The sequence below is a fragment of the Pseudoduganella sp. R-32 genome, assembly GCF_049913245.1.
Taxonomy (GTDB): Bacteria; Pseudomonadota; Gammaproteobacteria; order Burkholderiales; family Burkholderiaceae_D; genus Rugamonas.
In genome coordinates this window covers 4,937,480-4,952,570 of sequence record NZ_CP183987.1, presented here as the reverse complement: position 1 = coordinate 4,952,570, position 15,091 = coordinate 4,937,480, and the positions used below count along the sequence as shown (strand labels likewise).

The window sequence follows — 15,091 nt, the reverse complement described above, 5'->3', positions numbered from 1 at the left end:
AAACTCGGCAACTTTTCCAATAATGTACCGGCCGATGAAGAAGAACGTAGCGACAATCCGTGATGTGGCAGCCGCCGCGGGGGTATCCACGGCCACGGTTTCCAAGTTCGTCAACGGCGCGCAGCGCTTTTCGCCGGCGGTCGAAGCCCGGCTGGCCAGCGTCATCGAGGAACTGGGCTACCGCTCCAATCCGATGGCGCAGTCGATGATTACCGGGCGCACCAGGACCATCGGCCTGTCGATCCTGGATATTACGAACCCTCACTACGCCAGCGTGGTAAAAGGCGCCAACCGCGTGGCCCAGTCCCACGGCTACACCGTGCTGCTGGTCGATACCGAAGAAACCCCGGAGCGCGAGCGTCAACTGCTGGAAGCCCTGAGCCGGCGCGTGGACGGCATGATCGTCTATTCCCGCACGCCGGAGGAGGAACTGGACTGGCTGCTGGCGCTGGACCGTCCATCGGTATTTTTCGGCCGGCCGGACTATATCAAGCTGCCTTCCGTGGCCAGCGACGACCAGCTTGGCGCCTTCATGGTCACGCGTCACCTGCTGGCGCAAGGCCACAAGCGGGTAGCTTACATGGGTTACGCCAATTCGCGCCGCGACCGCGAGCGCATGGCCGGCGTGCGCGAGGCACTGGCGGCGCAAGGACTGGATCTGAGCGTATTCGAAGCCGAAGCTCCAGCGTCGTCAGCGGGCGAGAAACTGAGCTCATCGATCATGTTGGGCAGGCAGCCGCCCGACGCGCTGGTCTGCTTCAACGACCTGCTGGCGCTGGGTTTCATGAAAGCCGCCCAGGCGCTGGGCTTCCGCGTCCCGGGAGACGTTTCCGTGGTCGGCTTCGACAATATCCAGTTCGGGAGTTTCGCTTCGCCGGCCCTCACCAGCGTGGACCTGAACAGCGAACAGATGGGCGCGGCGGCCATGGAGAAACTCCTGGCCTCCATCGAAGGCCAGGAAGTCGAGCCGCTGACGGTGGTCAACGCGCAACTCGTGCTGCGCGCCTCCACCGCCACTCGGGATTAGATCGCAACCTTGCGCAGTTCCACTTCCATATCGCCGGGGTTAGGGTAGGGGTAGGACTTGACCCAGGCGATGACATCATCGCGCGAAGCCGCATCCACCGCCCAATAACCGGCGATCAGTTCCTTCACCTCGGCAAACGGGCCGTCGGTGATGAAGGGTTTGCCGCCGCTGAACTTGACGCGCGCACCGCGTGCGGTGGACTTCAAGCCTTCGCCAGACAGTGCAACACCGGCGGCGATGCCGGCATTGTTGGCGCGGTTCATGATGTCGATCACTGCCGCCGGCGGTTCGAAATCCTGCTCCGCCACGGCATCGGAACGCAACAGGATGGCCCAGGCGGTATGCTTGGGCGCCGCGCCGGTGTCGAAGCCTACGCAGCCGCCGGGGCAACCGGCTTCGCGCACTTCGACCACGGCGCTGCCTTCCGCGTCCGCCGATGGCCAGCGCGCAGCCAGTTCGCTGGCGGCGCGGCGGTCTTCGGCCTCGATGAAGGTGAAGCCGGCCACGCTCACATCTTCGAACGGGCCTTCTTCGTACAGCCACTGGCCGTCGCGGCGGCGCATGCGCAGGCCGCCGTCGGCGCTGGAACGCAGCCATTTGGCACCCGGTACGGCCTGCACCAGTTCAGCGGATGGGAAGTTGTCCGATTCCGAGGTGGCGTCGGCCTTCCGAATTACCATGTACTGCATTGAAGTCTCCTTTAAACGGGCGCTGCGATCTTGCTGGCGATGCGCGCCTCCTGCTCACGCAGTTCGGGCGTGAATTCGGCGCCGAAATCCTCGGCCTCGAACACTTGGCGGATTTCGATATCTGAGTCGGTCTCCATCGGATTGGGGCAGCGCTTGACCCATTCGATGGCTTCAGCCAGCGACTTTACCTGAATCAGCCAGAAGCCGGCAATCAGCTCCTTGGTTTCCGAGAAGGGGCCGTCGATGACCGTGCGCTTGCTGCCCGAGAAATGCACGCGGGCGCCGCGCGAACTGGGGTGCAGGCCTTCGCCGGCCAGCAGTACGCCGGCGTTCACCAGTTCCTCGTTGAACTTGCCCATGGCTGCGAGCAGTTCGGTTTTCGGCATCTTGCCGGCTTCGGAATCAGGGGTTGCTTTGACGATGAGCATGAATCGCATGGTGTCCTCTCGATTGAATTTAAAAATCAGCCCTTGCACTCAGGCGAGTTCTTCATCATTTCCTTCATCCCTTCTTCCATCTGCGCGGGAGTCAGGTCGCGTTTGTGGGTGGCGATCGACCAGGAGTGGCCGAATGGGTCCACCAGCACGCCGTAGCGGTCGCCCCAGAACATGTCGGCAGGGGGCATCTTGGCAGTGGCGCCGGCGTCGATTGCACGCTTGTAGGCGGCGTCCACGTCTTCCACATAAATATGCAGGGTTACCGGCGTGCCCTTGTAGTGTTTCGGGCCGAAGCAGCCGGCGTCAGGGAAATCGTCGACCAGCATGATGTTCGAATCGCCGATGCTGATCTGGGCGTGCATGATCTTGCCGCCAGGGCCGGGCATGCGGGAATTTTCTACCGCGTTGAAGGCTTTTTTGTAGAAAGCAATGGCATCGGCAGCGCCTTCGCAGACCAGGTGCGGGGTAACAGTGCGCATGCCTTCTGGAATTGGTTTGACAGTCATGGTGAATCTCCATTCGTTGTTTGGGAACTGGACACCGTTTGCGGCCTCCATATTCCCACGACGAACGGCGATGCGCCAGATCGACACGATTACAAAAGATTTTTTTCAGCCAGCCATTCCGGGTTGAACAGGCGGGCCGCGTAAGTGGCGCCGCGGTCGCACAGCAGGGTGACTATCGTGTGGCCGGGCCCCATCTGTTTTGCCAGCTCAACCGCGGCGGCCACGTTGATGCCGCTCGAGCCGCCGACGTACAGGCCTTCCTCGCGCAACAGGCGGTAGACCATCTGCACGCACGCCTTGTCGTCGATGCGGATGGCGTCGTCGATCGGTGTGCCTTGCAGGTTTGCGGTGACCCGGCTGTTGCCGATGCCTTCCGAAATCGAATTGCCCTCGCTCTTCAGTTCGCCGTGCTTGATCCAGTTGTAGAGCGCGCTGCCGTAGGGATCGGCCAGCACGATTTTTATGTTCGGCTGCTGCTCCTTCAGGTAGCGGGCGACGCCGGCCAGGGTGCCGCCAGTGCCGGTAGCGCAGGTGAAAGCGTCGATGCGGCCATGCGCGTCGTGCCAGATTTCTGGGCCGGTTGTTGCGTAGTGTGCCTGGCGGTTGGCGAGATTGTCGAACTGCTGGGCCCAGATGGCGTTGGGCAATTCCTGTGCGAGGCGGCCGGCGACTTTCTGGTAATTGTTGTCGTCGGCGTAGGGAACGGCTTTGACGGGGCGCACTTCAGCGCCAAGGGTGCGCAGGATGGCGAATTTTTCCTCGGACTGGGTTTCGGGGATGACGATCACGCATTTGTAGCCGCGTGCGGAGCACAGGTGGGCCAGGCCGATGCCGGTGTTGCCGGCGGTGCCTTCGACGACGGTGCCGCCGGGTTTCAGGCGGCCGGAGCGCTCGGCGTCGAGGATGATGGCGAGGGCGGCGCGGTCTTTGACGGAGCCGCCGGGGTTCATGAACTCGGCTTTGGCCAGGATTTCGCAGCCGGTCTCGGCCGAGAGACGGGCGAGGCGGATCAGGGGAGTGTGGCCGATGGCGTCGGCGAAGCCTTGGCGGAGCATGACTTCAATTTAGTCCAAAACCGGTAATTCGGGGTCAGACCCGTAGAGTCAGACCCCCAACGGTCTTGCGTCTTGCTGTTGGGTTCGAGGCTGTTGACTTTCGTCGAAGATCAAGTGCGCACAACCGAAACCAGCGGCAGATGAGCAGACTGGGTCTGACCCTGCGGGTCAGACCCAGGTTTACCGGTTTTAAAGCGCCCGCAAAGAAATAGTGAACTTCAACCCGCCCCCCTCACGATTGGACACCTCCAGCTCCGCCTCATGCCGCGACAGCACCCGGTCCACAATCGCCAGCCCCAGCCCGGCCCCGTTGGCCTGCCCGCGCGCCGTATCCAGCCGCGTGAATGGCTTGAGCAACTGCGCAATCTGCCCCTCCGGCACACCCACGCCGTGGTCCTGCACCTCGACAACAACGCGCTTGGCCGTATGCACTCCCCGCACCGAGCACTTGATATCAATCTCGGTCACATCCGAATCGAGCGTCTTGCCATAGCGCCGGGCATTCTCGACCAGGTTGGCAATCACCCGCTTCAGGTCAGTTGCATTGCCCAGCACATGCGCATGCTCCGGCAGCTCAGCCGTAACCTTCACATCCGGATGACGTCCAGCCTCATGCGCGCAATCGCTCAGCAGCGCCACCATGTCCACATTGATAAAGCTGGACGCCTCGGTCGGCTTGGCGTAATCGAGGAACTGGGCAATGATGGCATCCATCTGCGCAATATCCGATTGCATGCCCTCGCGCGCCTCCTGCGACAGCTTGGCCATTTCCACCTCGAGCTGCATGCGCGCCAGCGGCGTGCGCAAGTCGTGTGAAATGCCGGCCAGGATCACAGCGCGGTCGGATTCGACCTGCTGCAAGTCATCCACCATCTGGTTGAAGCTGCGGTTGGCCTGGCGTACTTCCTGCGGCCCGACTTCCGGCAGCGGGTCCGGATGGCGGCCCTGGGCAATCTCGCGCGCGGCGGCGGTCAGCCGTTTCAGCGGCAGGTTGATCAGGCTGGAAATCAGCGCTGCGCCAAGCAGCGACACCAGCGCCACCACGCCGGCCCAGCCCAGCCATTCGACCGGCCCCTGCAGGCGCTCGCGCTCCAGCATCAGCCAGTAGCGGTCATCGGCGATCTTGAAGCTGACCCAGTAGCCGGGCACACCGTTCACTTCGGAGGAAAAACGGGTATCGGCACCGAGCTTGGCGCGCACCAGGGTCTGGATGTCGGCCATCAGCCCCGAACTTGGCGGCGGCGCCACCTCGTCGTCGTCCTCCATGGTGAATACGCGGATGCCTTCGTTCGACACCAGTTCGAACAACAGTTCGCGCCGCAAGTCGGTGGCGGAGTGGGTGAGGGCGGCGCGGGTGATGGTCACCACCGACACCACCTGGGCGGCAGTCTGCTGTGCCAGCGGTTCGCGCTGGACGTAGTTGACCATGCCGAACCAGGCCGACATGGAGAGCGTGGTCAACACGCTCAGCAAGAGGAACGTGCGCCAGAACAGGCCGCTGGTCAGCGACGCCGGGCGTGGCAGGCGGAATTTCATCGACAGCCCAAAATCAGCGCGGCTGGCCCTCGGGGATGAAGACGTAGCCCAGGCCCCACACCGTCTGGATGTACAGAGGGCTGGACGGGTCCGGCTCGATCAGCTTGCGCAGGCGGGAAATCTGCACGTCCAGGCTGCGGTCGAACACTTCGTACTCGCGGCCGCGCGCCAGCTCCATCAGCTTCTCGCGCGACAGCGGCTGCCGCGCATGGCGCGCAAACACTTTCAGCACCGAGAACTCGCCGGTGGTCAGCGGCACGGTTTCGCCATTTTTCTTGAGCGTGCGCGTGCCCAGGTCCAGCACGAACTGGCCGAACTCGAAGGTTTGCGGATGCTCGGAAGGCGCGCCCGGGATTTCGTCGGGCTGCTTGCGGCGCAGCACGGCGCCGATGCGGGCCACCAGCTCGCGCGGGTTGAATGGCTTGGGCAGGTAATCGTCGGCGCCCATTTCCAGGCCCACGATGCGGTCCACGTCTTCGCCCTTGGCAGTGAGCATGATGATCGGGGTCTGGTCGCCGGCGCCGCGCAGGCGGCGGCAGATCGACAGGCCGTCTTCGCCGGGCAGCATCAGGTCCAGCACCAGCAGGTCGTAGCGCTCGCGCAGCCACAGCTTGTTCATGGCAGTAGCGTTTTCGGCGGTGACGACGTTGAAGCCCTGCTCGGTCAGGTAGCGGCGCAGCAGGTCGCGCAGGCGGACGTCATCGTCCACCACCATGATCTTGGCCTGGTGGCCTTGCGCGCCGCCTGGTGCGGCAGGAGGGTTAGTGGTGGTATTCATAAGGATGTTGATCTTGTTGAATTGTCAGATGCATGTCGCTATGGTAACGTCATATTGATGGCCGGTGCCATACCGGTGAAAACTCATTACATTTTCTTACAAACTTTACCGGGTCGCTCTTACTATGGGAAGTTGGAGCGCATACACTGCGGGCATGGATACGGCAAGTACGACGAGGACTGCGATGAAACTTGGTGCGAAAACGGGATTGGGCAAAGCGGCTTTGGCGCTGTGCGCCGGCCTGTGCTGCACCGTGATGGCCAGCGCGCAAGCGCAGTCCGACCAGCGCAACCGCCAGCAAGAACGCCGCGAAGCGCCGCGCGACTTCCGCGACAATCGCATGAACGACGCCCGCGAAGTGCGCTATCCACGCCAGTATGAGGGGCGCATGGACGATGCGCCGCGCATGGTGGACGACCGGGACAACGCAGACTCGCGCCGGATGGGGGGGCGCATGACCCCCGACGAGCGCCGTGACCTGCGCCGCCAGATCAATGAAGCGGGCCAGCAAGTGTACTCCCTGCCGCGCAGGCGGTGATTTTGTGACGTTTACGTAACGTTAAGAAAACTTTCGGCTCCGAAAACCTCCGGCATTTAATGTTTTGCGTGTAATATTGATTGCCCGCAAGACAACGCGCCCCGGCGCGCCCAACAATAGGGCACTGGAGGAGGAGCTTTGTCCCATATTGCACAACAGGAGAGCGCCGGCAGCTTGCCGGCCGGCGTGGTCCAGCGGCCCGATGGGGTCTACCTGGACCTGCGCCTGCTCGCGCCTGAACTGAGCGCCGCGGTCGATGTGCTGTACCGCAGCGGTTATGTGCTGCAGGGGCTGGACTATCCGGTGCTGGCGCGCGCCCTGTACGGCGTGGGACCGGAGCTGGCGCCCAGTCCCGAACTGCTGGTGCGCGTGGCCGATCGTCTGGCGCCATTCCCGGCCGAGCGCAAGCCGCTGTACCGCAACGTCAGGATTCGCGACGGCGAAGCGGAATACTTCTTTGAACCGATCTACCTGCCGGCCGAGGAGCTGTCGGACGGCACCCTGCTGCCGGAACGCCAGGCCCACCTCGATTTCGACGAATTCGTGGCCGACATGTGGCTGAAGAACGTGCGCTTCGGCATCCAGGTGGCAGCCGTGCGCGCCGCGCTGGCGGCGCCGAAAGGCGAACGGGTGGCCGCGGCGCTCGACCTGGAACCGACGCCTGCACAGGATGCGCGCGTGGTGGAAGTGGCGTCCGAACTGCACCGCAGCGACGCGCCGCGCCAGCGCGCCGACGGCACGGTCGACCTGACCAGCTTCCAGAACCGTTTCCCCCAGATCAAGCAAGGCATGCGCCTGCTGCAAAAGCTGCCCGGCGTGCCGGGCGAGCCGGGCCGCAATATCGCTGGCCAGCCGCTGGCCGCGCTGGCGCCGAACGACGTGGACTTCAGCCGCTATGCCGGCGAGGGCACGGTCATCGCGCGCGAAGCCGATGGCGAATTCCTGGTGGCGGCACGCGAAGGCTTCCTGAATGTGGACCCGAAAAGCGGGCAGGTGGCGCTGAGCGACAAGATTATCAGCCGCGAGGGCGTGTCCGGCCGTACCACCGGCAACCTGGAACTGATGGGCGCATTCGAAGAATTCGGCGACGTGCAGGAACTGCGCGACGTGAACGGCAGCGACATCACCGTGCACGGCGACGTGTTCGGCAATATCAATTCCAGCGGCGGCACCATCGTCCTGGGCCGCAACCTGGTGGGCGGCCGGGCCATCAACGCCAGGGGCGATATCCGCATTGAAGGCGTGGCCTCCGGTTCCACCATCCAGACAGCCAGCGGCACGATTACTATCACCGGCCGCGCCGAAAGCTGCGTCATCAGCGCGCCCAGGGTGGTGATCGCGGAAGCGTCCAACTGCGAAATCCTTGCCGACGAAGTGACCATTGAACTGGCCATCGGCTGCGCCGTTGCCGGGCGCAGCGTGCTGGTTGAAAGCGCCGGCCCGCGCAAGAACAGCGAAATGCTGGTCTACGTAGTGGTGAAAGACGTCGCCGGCCACGACGCCGAGCTGGAAACCCTGCAAAAACAGGTCGCCGTGCATGAGGCGGAAATCGCCGCCTGGCGCGCCGAGCATGACCGCCTGAATGCCATGGCCGAGGTGCGCAGCTACCTGACGCTGGCAGAAAAGCTGCGCAAGGGCGAGATCCACCTGACGCCGGCCCAGGTGCCGAACCTTAAAAAAGTGGCGGGCGCGGTGGCGCCGCACATCAAGCAAATCGGCCAGCTGCTGCAGTCGATCAAGGTGGCCGAAGAGTCGATCGGCGGCGCGCGCGCCCGGCGCGACGAACTGGAAGCGCTGAAGCGCGATGCCGCCGCCCGTTCCTCGGTGCGCATCACCATGGTCGACGGCGAAGTGCTGGTGCGTACCTTGCCGCTGGGCGAGGCGATGGCGGCCAATTTCATGGCCGCCGCCAAGGATTACAAGGCCATGCTGCGCGGGCCCCGGCTCGATAGCCAGGCCATTTTCGCCGGCTCCAGCGGCAGCGTGAACTGGCATGGCGCTGCCCAGGCCGAGGCGAGCGTAGCGTAGTGGGCCGATAGCCGTACAATGGCGCAAGAAGACTACCCGGGAGACATGGTGCCTGCAGACGCTGCATCGGCCGCCGCGGCGGCTGGCGATCTGCCATCGTCGCTGGTCCAGCGCGCCGATGGCGTGTATTTCAAGGCCGAAGCCCCAGCGGCTTTGCTGCAGGCGGCTGCCAACCAGGTTTTCCTGTCCGGCGCCTGTTTCCGCGGGCTTGATTACGGCGTCTTCGTCCGCGCCCTGTACGGCGTCGGTCACGAACTGCCGGAAGGCATGGCCGGCCAGCCCCTGTGGCGCTTTGCCGACGATATCGTGCCATTCCCCGGCGGGCGGCGCGACCTGTACAAGTCGGTACGCATCGTCGGCGGCGAGGCTGAATATTATTTCGAACCCGTGTTCGTGGAAGCCGAAGGCGAGGCGCCGCTGCCGGCCCACCTCGACTTCGGCGAATTCGTGGCCGATATGTGGACCAAGGGTATCCGCTTCGGCATCGATGCGCCGGTGGTGCGCGAAGCCATTGCCAGCGGCAAGGTGGCGCGCCTGATCGTGGCGCGCAAGCTGCCGCCGGTGCCGGGGCGCGATGCCGCCATCGTGGAAGTATCGGAAAGCATCCACCGCTCCAATGCTCCGCGCCTGCTGGCCAATGGCCGCTTCGACTTGCACAGCTTCCAGAACCGCTTCCCGCAAGTAAAGGCCCAGGTGCGGCTGCTGCGTCGCGAGCCGCCGCAGGCCGGCACGCGCGGTTTCGAATTGTCCGGCATCGTGCTGGACCCGCCACCGCCGCGCGACCTGGAACTGGCCGCGGTGGCCGGGGAAGGGACGGTGGTCGAGCACCACGATGGCGTCGACTACCTGGTCTCCTCGCGCGAAGGCTTCATCAACGTCGACAGCAAAAGCAAGCGCATCTCCATCGGCCCCAAGATCGTCAGCCGCGAAGGCGTGTCCGCGCGCACGACGGGCAACCTGAAGCTCGATGGCGATTACGAGGAGTTCGGCGAAGTGCAGGAACAGCGCACGGTGGAAGGCGGCAATATCACCGTGCATGCCGACGTCTTCGGCAATATCGTCTCGCGCGGCGGCACGATTGCGCTGCAAAAGAACCTGATGGGCGGCAGCGCCACCAACGCCGACGGCAATATCCGCGTATCCGGCGTCGCTTCCGGTGCGCTGCTGCAGTCCAAAAATGGCGAGGTGGTGCTGGGCAAGGCGCAGAATTGTGTGATTACCGGTTCGCGCGTGATCATCACCGAGGCTTACAACTGCGAGATCATGGCCGATGAGGTGTTGATCAAGCTGGCCGCCGGCTGCGCCATTGCCGCGCGCCGCATCGAGATCGACAGCGCCGGGCCGCGCAAGCAGGCCGAGATGCAGCTGCACGTCATGGTGCCGGACACCAGCAAGTACGACGACAAGCTGGCCGAATGCGCCGCCCGCGCGGAAAGGCAGGAGCAGCAGGCGCAGCGCTGCAAGGAGCAGATGGACGCCATCACTGCCGACCAGGAGGTGCGCAACTACCTGCAACTGGCGAGCAAGGTGCGCAAGCAGGAAGTCACGCTGAACCAGGAGCAGCTCGTGCTGTTCCAGAAGATGGCGCTGAAGGTCGGCCCCTCGCTGAAGATGGTGGCGCGCTTGCAGGTGGCGATGAAGGAAGCCCAGGCCGCCCAGCAGAAGGAGCAGGAGCTGGGCGAGCATGTGTACCGGCAGAAGCTGCTGGTCGTCGGCGGCGCGCGCTGCACGGTGCGGCAAGTGGCGGGCGACATGGTGGTGCGCAAGCTGGTATTCAATCCCGACCTGGGGCCGGCCTACCTGCTGCCGCCAAAGGAAGTCAAGCTGCGCGTGCGGGCCGCGCTGGGCACGCAGCAGCCGCTCTTCATCGGCAGCGGCGGCCAGTTCGACTGGAGCGGCAGCGCGGCTTAAATCGCCGCGTAGCAGGGCATGGCGCCCAGCGGCAGGTCGTGGAACAGGTTGTGTTCCGTATCGTTGATCTCGCGGTTGGCCTGCAGCACGCGGATCTTTGACAGGTAGTCGCCCACCGCCAGCACGCGCGCCATCGGCGTGCGCGGCTCGCCCTTGCGCATGGCCTGCTGTTCGCGTATCGCCTGGGTAATCGACGGCGGGAAATTCCATGCCTCCGATATCCCGGCCGAAATGGCGAGCGCCTCGTGGGCAAGTCGGGCGCGGAACGTGGCCGATCCCAGCTCGCCCGGCCCGGCTCCGGCGCTGTCCAGCACCGGCAAGGCAGTCAGCAAGCCGGAATTGATCACCAGCCCCGCCAGGAAAGCCTCGAACGGGTCGACGCCGAATTCCGGGGCCAGCATGCGGCAGGCCACGGCGCTTTTCTCGGACTGCTCCCAGATGCGCGGCGCCAGCAGCTTGGTGTAGTGCCCGGAATTCAAATCGATGATGGGGCGGAAGGCGACGCTGGTGATCAACTGGCGCAAGCCTTCCTGGCCAACCACGATCACGGCGTGTTCGACGCTGTTGATGGTGGTGGCTTCGCCGCTGTTCTGGATGGCGGCATTTGCCAGCCGCAGCACCGATCCCACCAGCACCAGGTCGTTGGAAATCTTGCGCGCGATATCGGCGCCGGCGAAATTCTCGCTGCGCAGGCTTTGCAGCAGTTGCGGGATCACGCCCGGCATGCGGCGCAGCATGTCAGCCGCATTGTGGCCCGATTGCGCGGCCAGGATCAATTCGTGCAGCACGCGGCCTTCCGGCGCGGTGGTATCAAGCGAATCGTCCTTGCGCAGGCCAAACAGCCAGCGCTGGAAGGTGGAGTTGACCAGGTCCTTCTGTTCGAAATCGGGGCCGCCTTCAAGGGCCGGCGAGAGCACGGGGACCGGCGCCGGTGTGGGCGCGGGCTGCGCCGGCGCGGCAGGGGCGGCCGCTGGCGGCCGGCTTTCAGGTTTGGCGAGCAGTCGCTTCAGCCATTGGAACATGGATGCTTTCCCAGCAATTGTTATGAAAGCATTGTAGCCCAGGCCGCAATCTTTGAGGATGGTCAAACTGCTTGCTGTTGCGTAACGGTACGATGGAACAGCGTATCACCGGAATCAGAGGAGCAATATGGAAGCCGACCTGCGACAGTACCTGACGTTCCGCCTGGGCGGCCTTGAATACGCGCTGGACTACCGCCGCGTGCAGGAGTTGCGTCCATTGAGTGCGCTCGAGCGTATTGCATCGGGCGGAGAAATCGTTGAAGGCGTGGCGTTGTCGCGCGGCGTCATCATGCCCATTGTGGACATGCGCGTGGCGTTCGGCCCCCGGCCGCCGGTGCACGATCCGCGCACGGACGTGATCATCCTGCAGCTTTCGACTTGTGTGATGGGAATGGTGACCGATGGCGTGACCGACCTGGTGTCGTTGCCGGCCAGCGCGGTCCACCCCCTGCCGCATGTGGGCGAGGAGGTGGATTACCTGCTGGGGATGGGACAGCTCGGCGAACGCCGGCTGATCATGCTCGATATCGACCGCCTGATGGCGGTGCGCGGGGCGGCGCGTCCGCGTCAGGCGGCCAGCGCTTCCAGCTGCTCCTGAAGCTCGAGCCACTCGCCTTCGAGCTGTTCGAGTTCCTTGCTGCATTCGACCTGGTCGGCCAGCAGGGTTTTCAGTCTGGGCTTGTTTTCAGCTTCGTAGATGGCGGGATCGGCCAGGGCGGCGTCGATCGCGGCTTTCTGTTCGCTGCGCTGGGCCATCGCGGCTTCCACCTTCTTCAGGCGGTTCTCCAGCGGCTTGCGCTGGGCCGACAGGCGCTGGCGCTGCTCGGCTTCCAGGCGTTTCTGCTCCTTGCGGTCGACCGGGGAGGCTTCGGCTGCGGCTGGCTGGCCGGCAGCCGGCGCGGCGCTGGCGGCAGCGGCAGGCTTGGCCAGCTTGGTTTGCAGCAGCCAGTCCTTGTATTCATCGAGGTCGCCGTCGAATTCGCGCAGGCGGCCGTTCTCGACGATGATGAATTGCTCGGTGGTGGCGCGCAGCAGGTGGCGGTCGTGGGAAACGACCAGCAGCGTGCCTTCGAACTGCGCCAGCGCATCGGTCAGCGCTTCGCGGGTTTCCAGGTCCAGGTGGTTGGTCGGTTCGTCCAGCAGCAGCAGGTTGGGGCGCTGCCATACGATCAGGGCCAGCGCCAGGCGCGCCTTTTCGCCGCCGGAAAACGGCGCGATCTTGCTGGTCACCATATCGCCCGGGAAGTTGAAGCTGCCCAGGAAGTTGCGCAGCTCCTGCTCGCGCACGGTCGGCGCCATCTTCTGCAAGTGCCACAGGGGCGATTCGTCGTGGCGCAGCATCTCCACCTGGTGCTGGGCGAAGTAGCCGATCACCAGGCCCTTGCCGGTGGTGGCGGTGCCCGTCAGCGGGTCGATGTCGCCGGCAATGGTCTTGATCAGGGTCGATTTGCCGGCGCCGTTCACTCCCAGCAGGCCAATGCGCTGGCCCTGTACCAGCGAGAACGTCACGCCGCGCACGATGGTCTTGTCGCCTTGCTCGGTGTGGTAGCCGCAGTCGACGTCTTCCATGACCAGCAGCGGGTTCGGCGCGCTGACCGGGTCGCGGAATTCGAAGCTGAATTCGGCCGCGGCGCGCAGCGGCGCCAGTTCTTCCATCTTCGCCAGCTGCTTCATGCGGCTTTGCGCCTGGCGCGCTTTGGTGGCCTTGGCCTTGAAGCGGTCGATGAACGATTGCAGGTGGGCGCGGGCGCGCTGCTGCTTCTCGATGGCGGAAGCCTGCAGCACCAGCTGCGCGGCGCGCTGGCGCTCGAAGCCGGAGTAGTTGCCCGAGTAGCGTTTCAGCTTGCGATCGTCAATGTGGACGATCACGTTCACGATCTCGTCGAGGAAATCGCGGTCGTGGGAGATGATGATCAGGGTGCCTGGGTAGCGCTTCAGCCAGTCTTCCAGCCAGATGATCGCGTCCAGGTCCAGGTGGTTGGTCGGTTCGTCCAGCAGCAGCAGGTCGGAAGGGCACATCAGCGCCTGCGCCAGGTTCAGGCGCATGCGCCAGCCGCCCGAAAAGCTCGCCACCGGCTGCTGCATCTGCTCCAGCGAAAAGCCCAGGCCAAGCAGCAGTTGCTCGGCGCGCGACTGCACGGTGTAGGCGTCGGCGTCGGCCAGTTCGGTGTGGACGTGGGCGATCTCGATGCCGTGCTCCGGCGTGTCGGGCAGGGCTTCCAGGCGCGCCAGTTCGGCCTGCAGTTGGCGCAGGTGGGCGTCGCCGTCGATGGCGTAGTCGATGGCGGTACGCGGCAGGGCAGGGGTTTCCTGCGCCACGTAGGCCATGCGCCAGCTTTTCGGGAAGTCGATGTCGCCCAGGTCCGGGTGCAGCTCGTTGCGCAGCATGGCGAACAGGCTGGATTTGCCGGCGCCATTGGCGCCGATCAGGCCGATCTTGTCGCCTGGGTTCAGGGTCAGGTCGGCGGATTCCAGCAGCGGCTTCAGGCCGCGCATCAGGCTGACGTTGGTGAAGCGGATCATTTTCTTGGTCGTTCTAGTTAAAACCGGTAAAGCGGCGGGAACTGGCCCAAGGTCCAGCTCCCGTCCCTCACTGCCAGTCACTCCGCAGTCCGCGGCCGTGGCGTACCGGTGTCTGACCCTGCGGGTCGGACACCGCCTTGCCGGTTTAGATTTTCAATTGGTCAGCAGTGATCAGGAACACCATATCATCGCCCTGGCTAGTGGTCAGCCAGGTCAGCCCCAGCTCCCCAAACGCCGCCTCGGCAAACTCTTTCTCATTGCCGATTTCCACGATCAGCAGGCCGTCGTCGGTCAAGCGCTCGGCCGCGCCGGCAACGATCTTGCGCACAAGGTCCATGCCATCGGCGCCGCCGTCCAGAGCAATCTGCGGCTCGTGCAGGTATTCCTGCGGCAGCTTGGCCATCGACGACGAGTTCACGTAAGGCGGATTTGTGATGATCAGGTCATACTTCTTGCCGGCCGGGACGTTGGCGTACAGGTCCGACTGGATCAGGTTCACGCGGTCTTCCAGCTTGTAGGTCTCGACGTTCTTGCGCGCCACTTCCAGTGCATCGGCGGAGATATCGACCGCATCGACTTCCGCATCAGGGAAGGCGTCGGCCATCATGATCGCCAGGCAGCCGGAGCCGGTGCACAATTCCAGGATGTTCGACACGTTCTCCGCATCGTTGACCCAAGGGGCGAAGTAATTCGGAATCAGTTCCGCGATATAGGAGCGTGGCACGATAGTGCGCTCGTCGACGTAGAAGTTGTAGGTGCCCAGCCAGGCTTCATTGGTGATGTAGGCAGCCGGCACGCGGTCGTTGGCGCGGCGCTCGATCACGGCCAGCACTTCGGCGATTTCCTCCGGCTGCAGGCGCGCATCCATGAACGGCTCCAGGCGGTCCAGCGGCAGCGCCAGCGTGTGCAGGGTCAGGTAGGCCGCTTCATCGTAAGCCTCGGCGCTGCCGTGGCCGAAGAACAGCTTGGCCTTGTTGAAACGGGTGACTGCGTGGCGAATCAGGTCGCGCGGGGTGGTGTACAGGGTGGTATCCATAGTGT

The 15,091-nt window shown here is 64.3% G+C and carries 14 protein-coding genes; 5 read left to right on the top strand and 9 right to left on the bottom strand.

Annotation, left to right across the window (positions count from 1 at the left end; all coding sequences use genetic code 11):
• Positions 1-34 precede the first annotated feature (34 nt).
• Complete coding sequence (locus tag ACN9MU_RS22470; protein ID WP_426318611.1) at positions 35-1,027, top strand: LacI family DNA-binding transcriptional regulator; 993 nt, start codon at positions 35-37, stop codon at positions 1,025-1,027.
• On the opposite strand, the gene ACN9MU_RS22465 is transcribed toward ACN9MU_RS22470, so the two are convergent.
• The 6 genes from ACN9MU_RS22465 to ompR all read right to left on the bottom strand — a co-directional run bounded on the left by ACN9MU_RS22465 (position 1,024) and on the right by ompR (position 6,028).
• Positions 1,024-1,716 (bottom strand): YciI family protein, encoded by a 693-nt coding sequence (locus ACN9MU_RS22465; RefSeq protein WP_426162664.1) that lies wholly within the window; start codon positions 1,714-1,716, stop codon positions 1,024-1,026. The genes ACN9MU_RS22470 and ACN9MU_RS22465 overlap by 4 nt on opposite strands.
• Before the next feature lie 11 nt (positions 1,717-1,727).
• Positions 1,728-2,153 (bottom strand): YciI family protein, encoded by a 426-nt coding sequence (locus ACN9MU_RS22460; protein ID WP_130311298.1) that lies wholly within the window; start codon positions 2,151-2,153, stop codon positions 1,728-1,730.
• A gap of 26 nt (positions 2,154-2,179) precedes the next feature.
• Positions 2,180-2,659: a VOC family protein gene (locus ACN9MU_RS22455; RefSeq protein WP_426318610.1), complete on the bottom strand. Its 480-nt coding sequence runs from the start codon at positions 2,657-2,659 to the stop codon at positions 2,180-2,182.
• Positions 2,660-2,748: 89 nt separating this feature from the next.
• A complete protein-coding gene (locus ACN9MU_RS22450) occupies positions 2,749-3,714 on the bottom strand; it encodes a cysteine synthase A (RefSeq protein WP_426318609.1) in 966 nt (321 codons plus the stop codon).
• A gap of 189 nt (positions 3,715-3,903) precedes the next feature.
• Positions 3,904-5,250: an ATP-binding protein gene (locus ACN9MU_RS22445; protein ID WP_426336148.1), complete on the bottom strand. Its 1,347-nt coding sequence runs from the start codon at positions 5,248-5,250 to the stop codon at positions 3,904-3,906.
• Between the two features lie 13 nt (positions 5,251-5,263).
• Entirely contained in the window at positions 5,264-6,028 is a 765-nt protein-coding gene (ompR, locus tag ACN9MU_RS22440) for a two-component system response regulator OmpR (protein WP_426162659.1), read from the bottom strand.
• 184 nt (positions 6,029-6,212) lie between these two features.
• Here ompR and ACN9MU_RS22435 point away from each other — a divergent pair, with 184 nt between their 5' ends.
• The 3 genes from ACN9MU_RS22435 to ACN9MU_RS22425 all read left to right on the top strand — a co-directional run bounded on the left by ACN9MU_RS22435 (position 6,213) and on the right by ACN9MU_RS22425 (position 10,505).
• The gene (locus ACN9MU_RS22435; RefSeq protein ID WP_426162658.1) at positions 6,213-6,566 is read left to right on the top strand and encodes a hypothetical protein; all 354 of its coding nucleotides are present in this window, start codon (positions 6,213-6,215) and stop codon (positions 6,564-6,566) included.
• Positions 6,567-6,704: 138 nt separating this feature from the next.
• Positions 6,705-8,594 carry a flagellar assembly protein A gene (locus ACN9MU_RS22430; RefSeq protein ID WP_426336147.1) on the top strand — a complete coding sequence of 630 codons (1,890 nt, stop codon included), beginning with the start codon at positions 6,705-6,707 and terminating at the stop codon, positions 8,592-8,594.
• Between the two features lie 18 nt (positions 8,595-8,612).
• Positions 8,613-10,505: a flagellar assembly protein A gene (locus tag ACN9MU_RS22425; protein WP_426336146.1), complete on the top strand. Its 1,893-nt coding sequence runs from the start codon at positions 8,613-8,615 to the stop codon at positions 10,503-10,505.
• Here the strand turns inward: ACN9MU_RS22425 and ACN9MU_RS22420 are convergent.
• Entirely contained in the window at positions 10,502-11,527 is a 1,026-nt protein-coding gene (locus ACN9MU_RS22420; RefSeq protein ID WP_426162655.1) for an HDOD domain-containing protein, read from the bottom strand. The genes ACN9MU_RS22425 and ACN9MU_RS22420 overlap by 4 nt on opposite strands.
• A 127-nt stretch (positions 11,528-11,654) precedes the next feature.
• Between ACN9MU_RS22420 and ACN9MU_RS22415 the strand changes: the two genes are divergently transcribed.
• On the top strand, positions 11,655-12,125 hold the full coding sequence (locus ACN9MU_RS22415; protein ID WP_426162653.1) for a chemotaxis protein CheW: 471 nt from the start codon (positions 11,655-11,657) through the stop codon (positions 12,123-12,125).
• Here the strand turns inward: ACN9MU_RS22415 and ACN9MU_RS22410 are convergent.
• Together ACN9MU_RS22410 and prmB are read right to left on the bottom strand one after the other, a co-directional pair.
• A complete protein-coding gene (locus tag ACN9MU_RS22410) occupies positions 12,095-14,050 on the bottom strand; it encodes an ATP-binding cassette domain-containing protein (RefSeq protein ID WP_426343480.1) in 1,956 nt (651 codons plus the stop codon). The genes ACN9MU_RS22415 and ACN9MU_RS22410 overlap by 31 nt on opposite strands.
• Before the next feature lie 145 nt (positions 14,051-14,195).
• Positions 14,196-15,086 carry a 50S ribosomal protein L3 N(5)-glutamine methyltransferase gene (prmB, locus tag ACN9MU_RS22405; RefSeq protein ID WP_426318605.1) on the bottom strand — a complete coding sequence of 297 codons (891 nt, stop codon included), beginning with the start codon at positions 15,084-15,086 and terminating at the stop codon, positions 14,196-14,198.
• Positions 15,087-15,091: the final 5 nt, after the last annotated feature.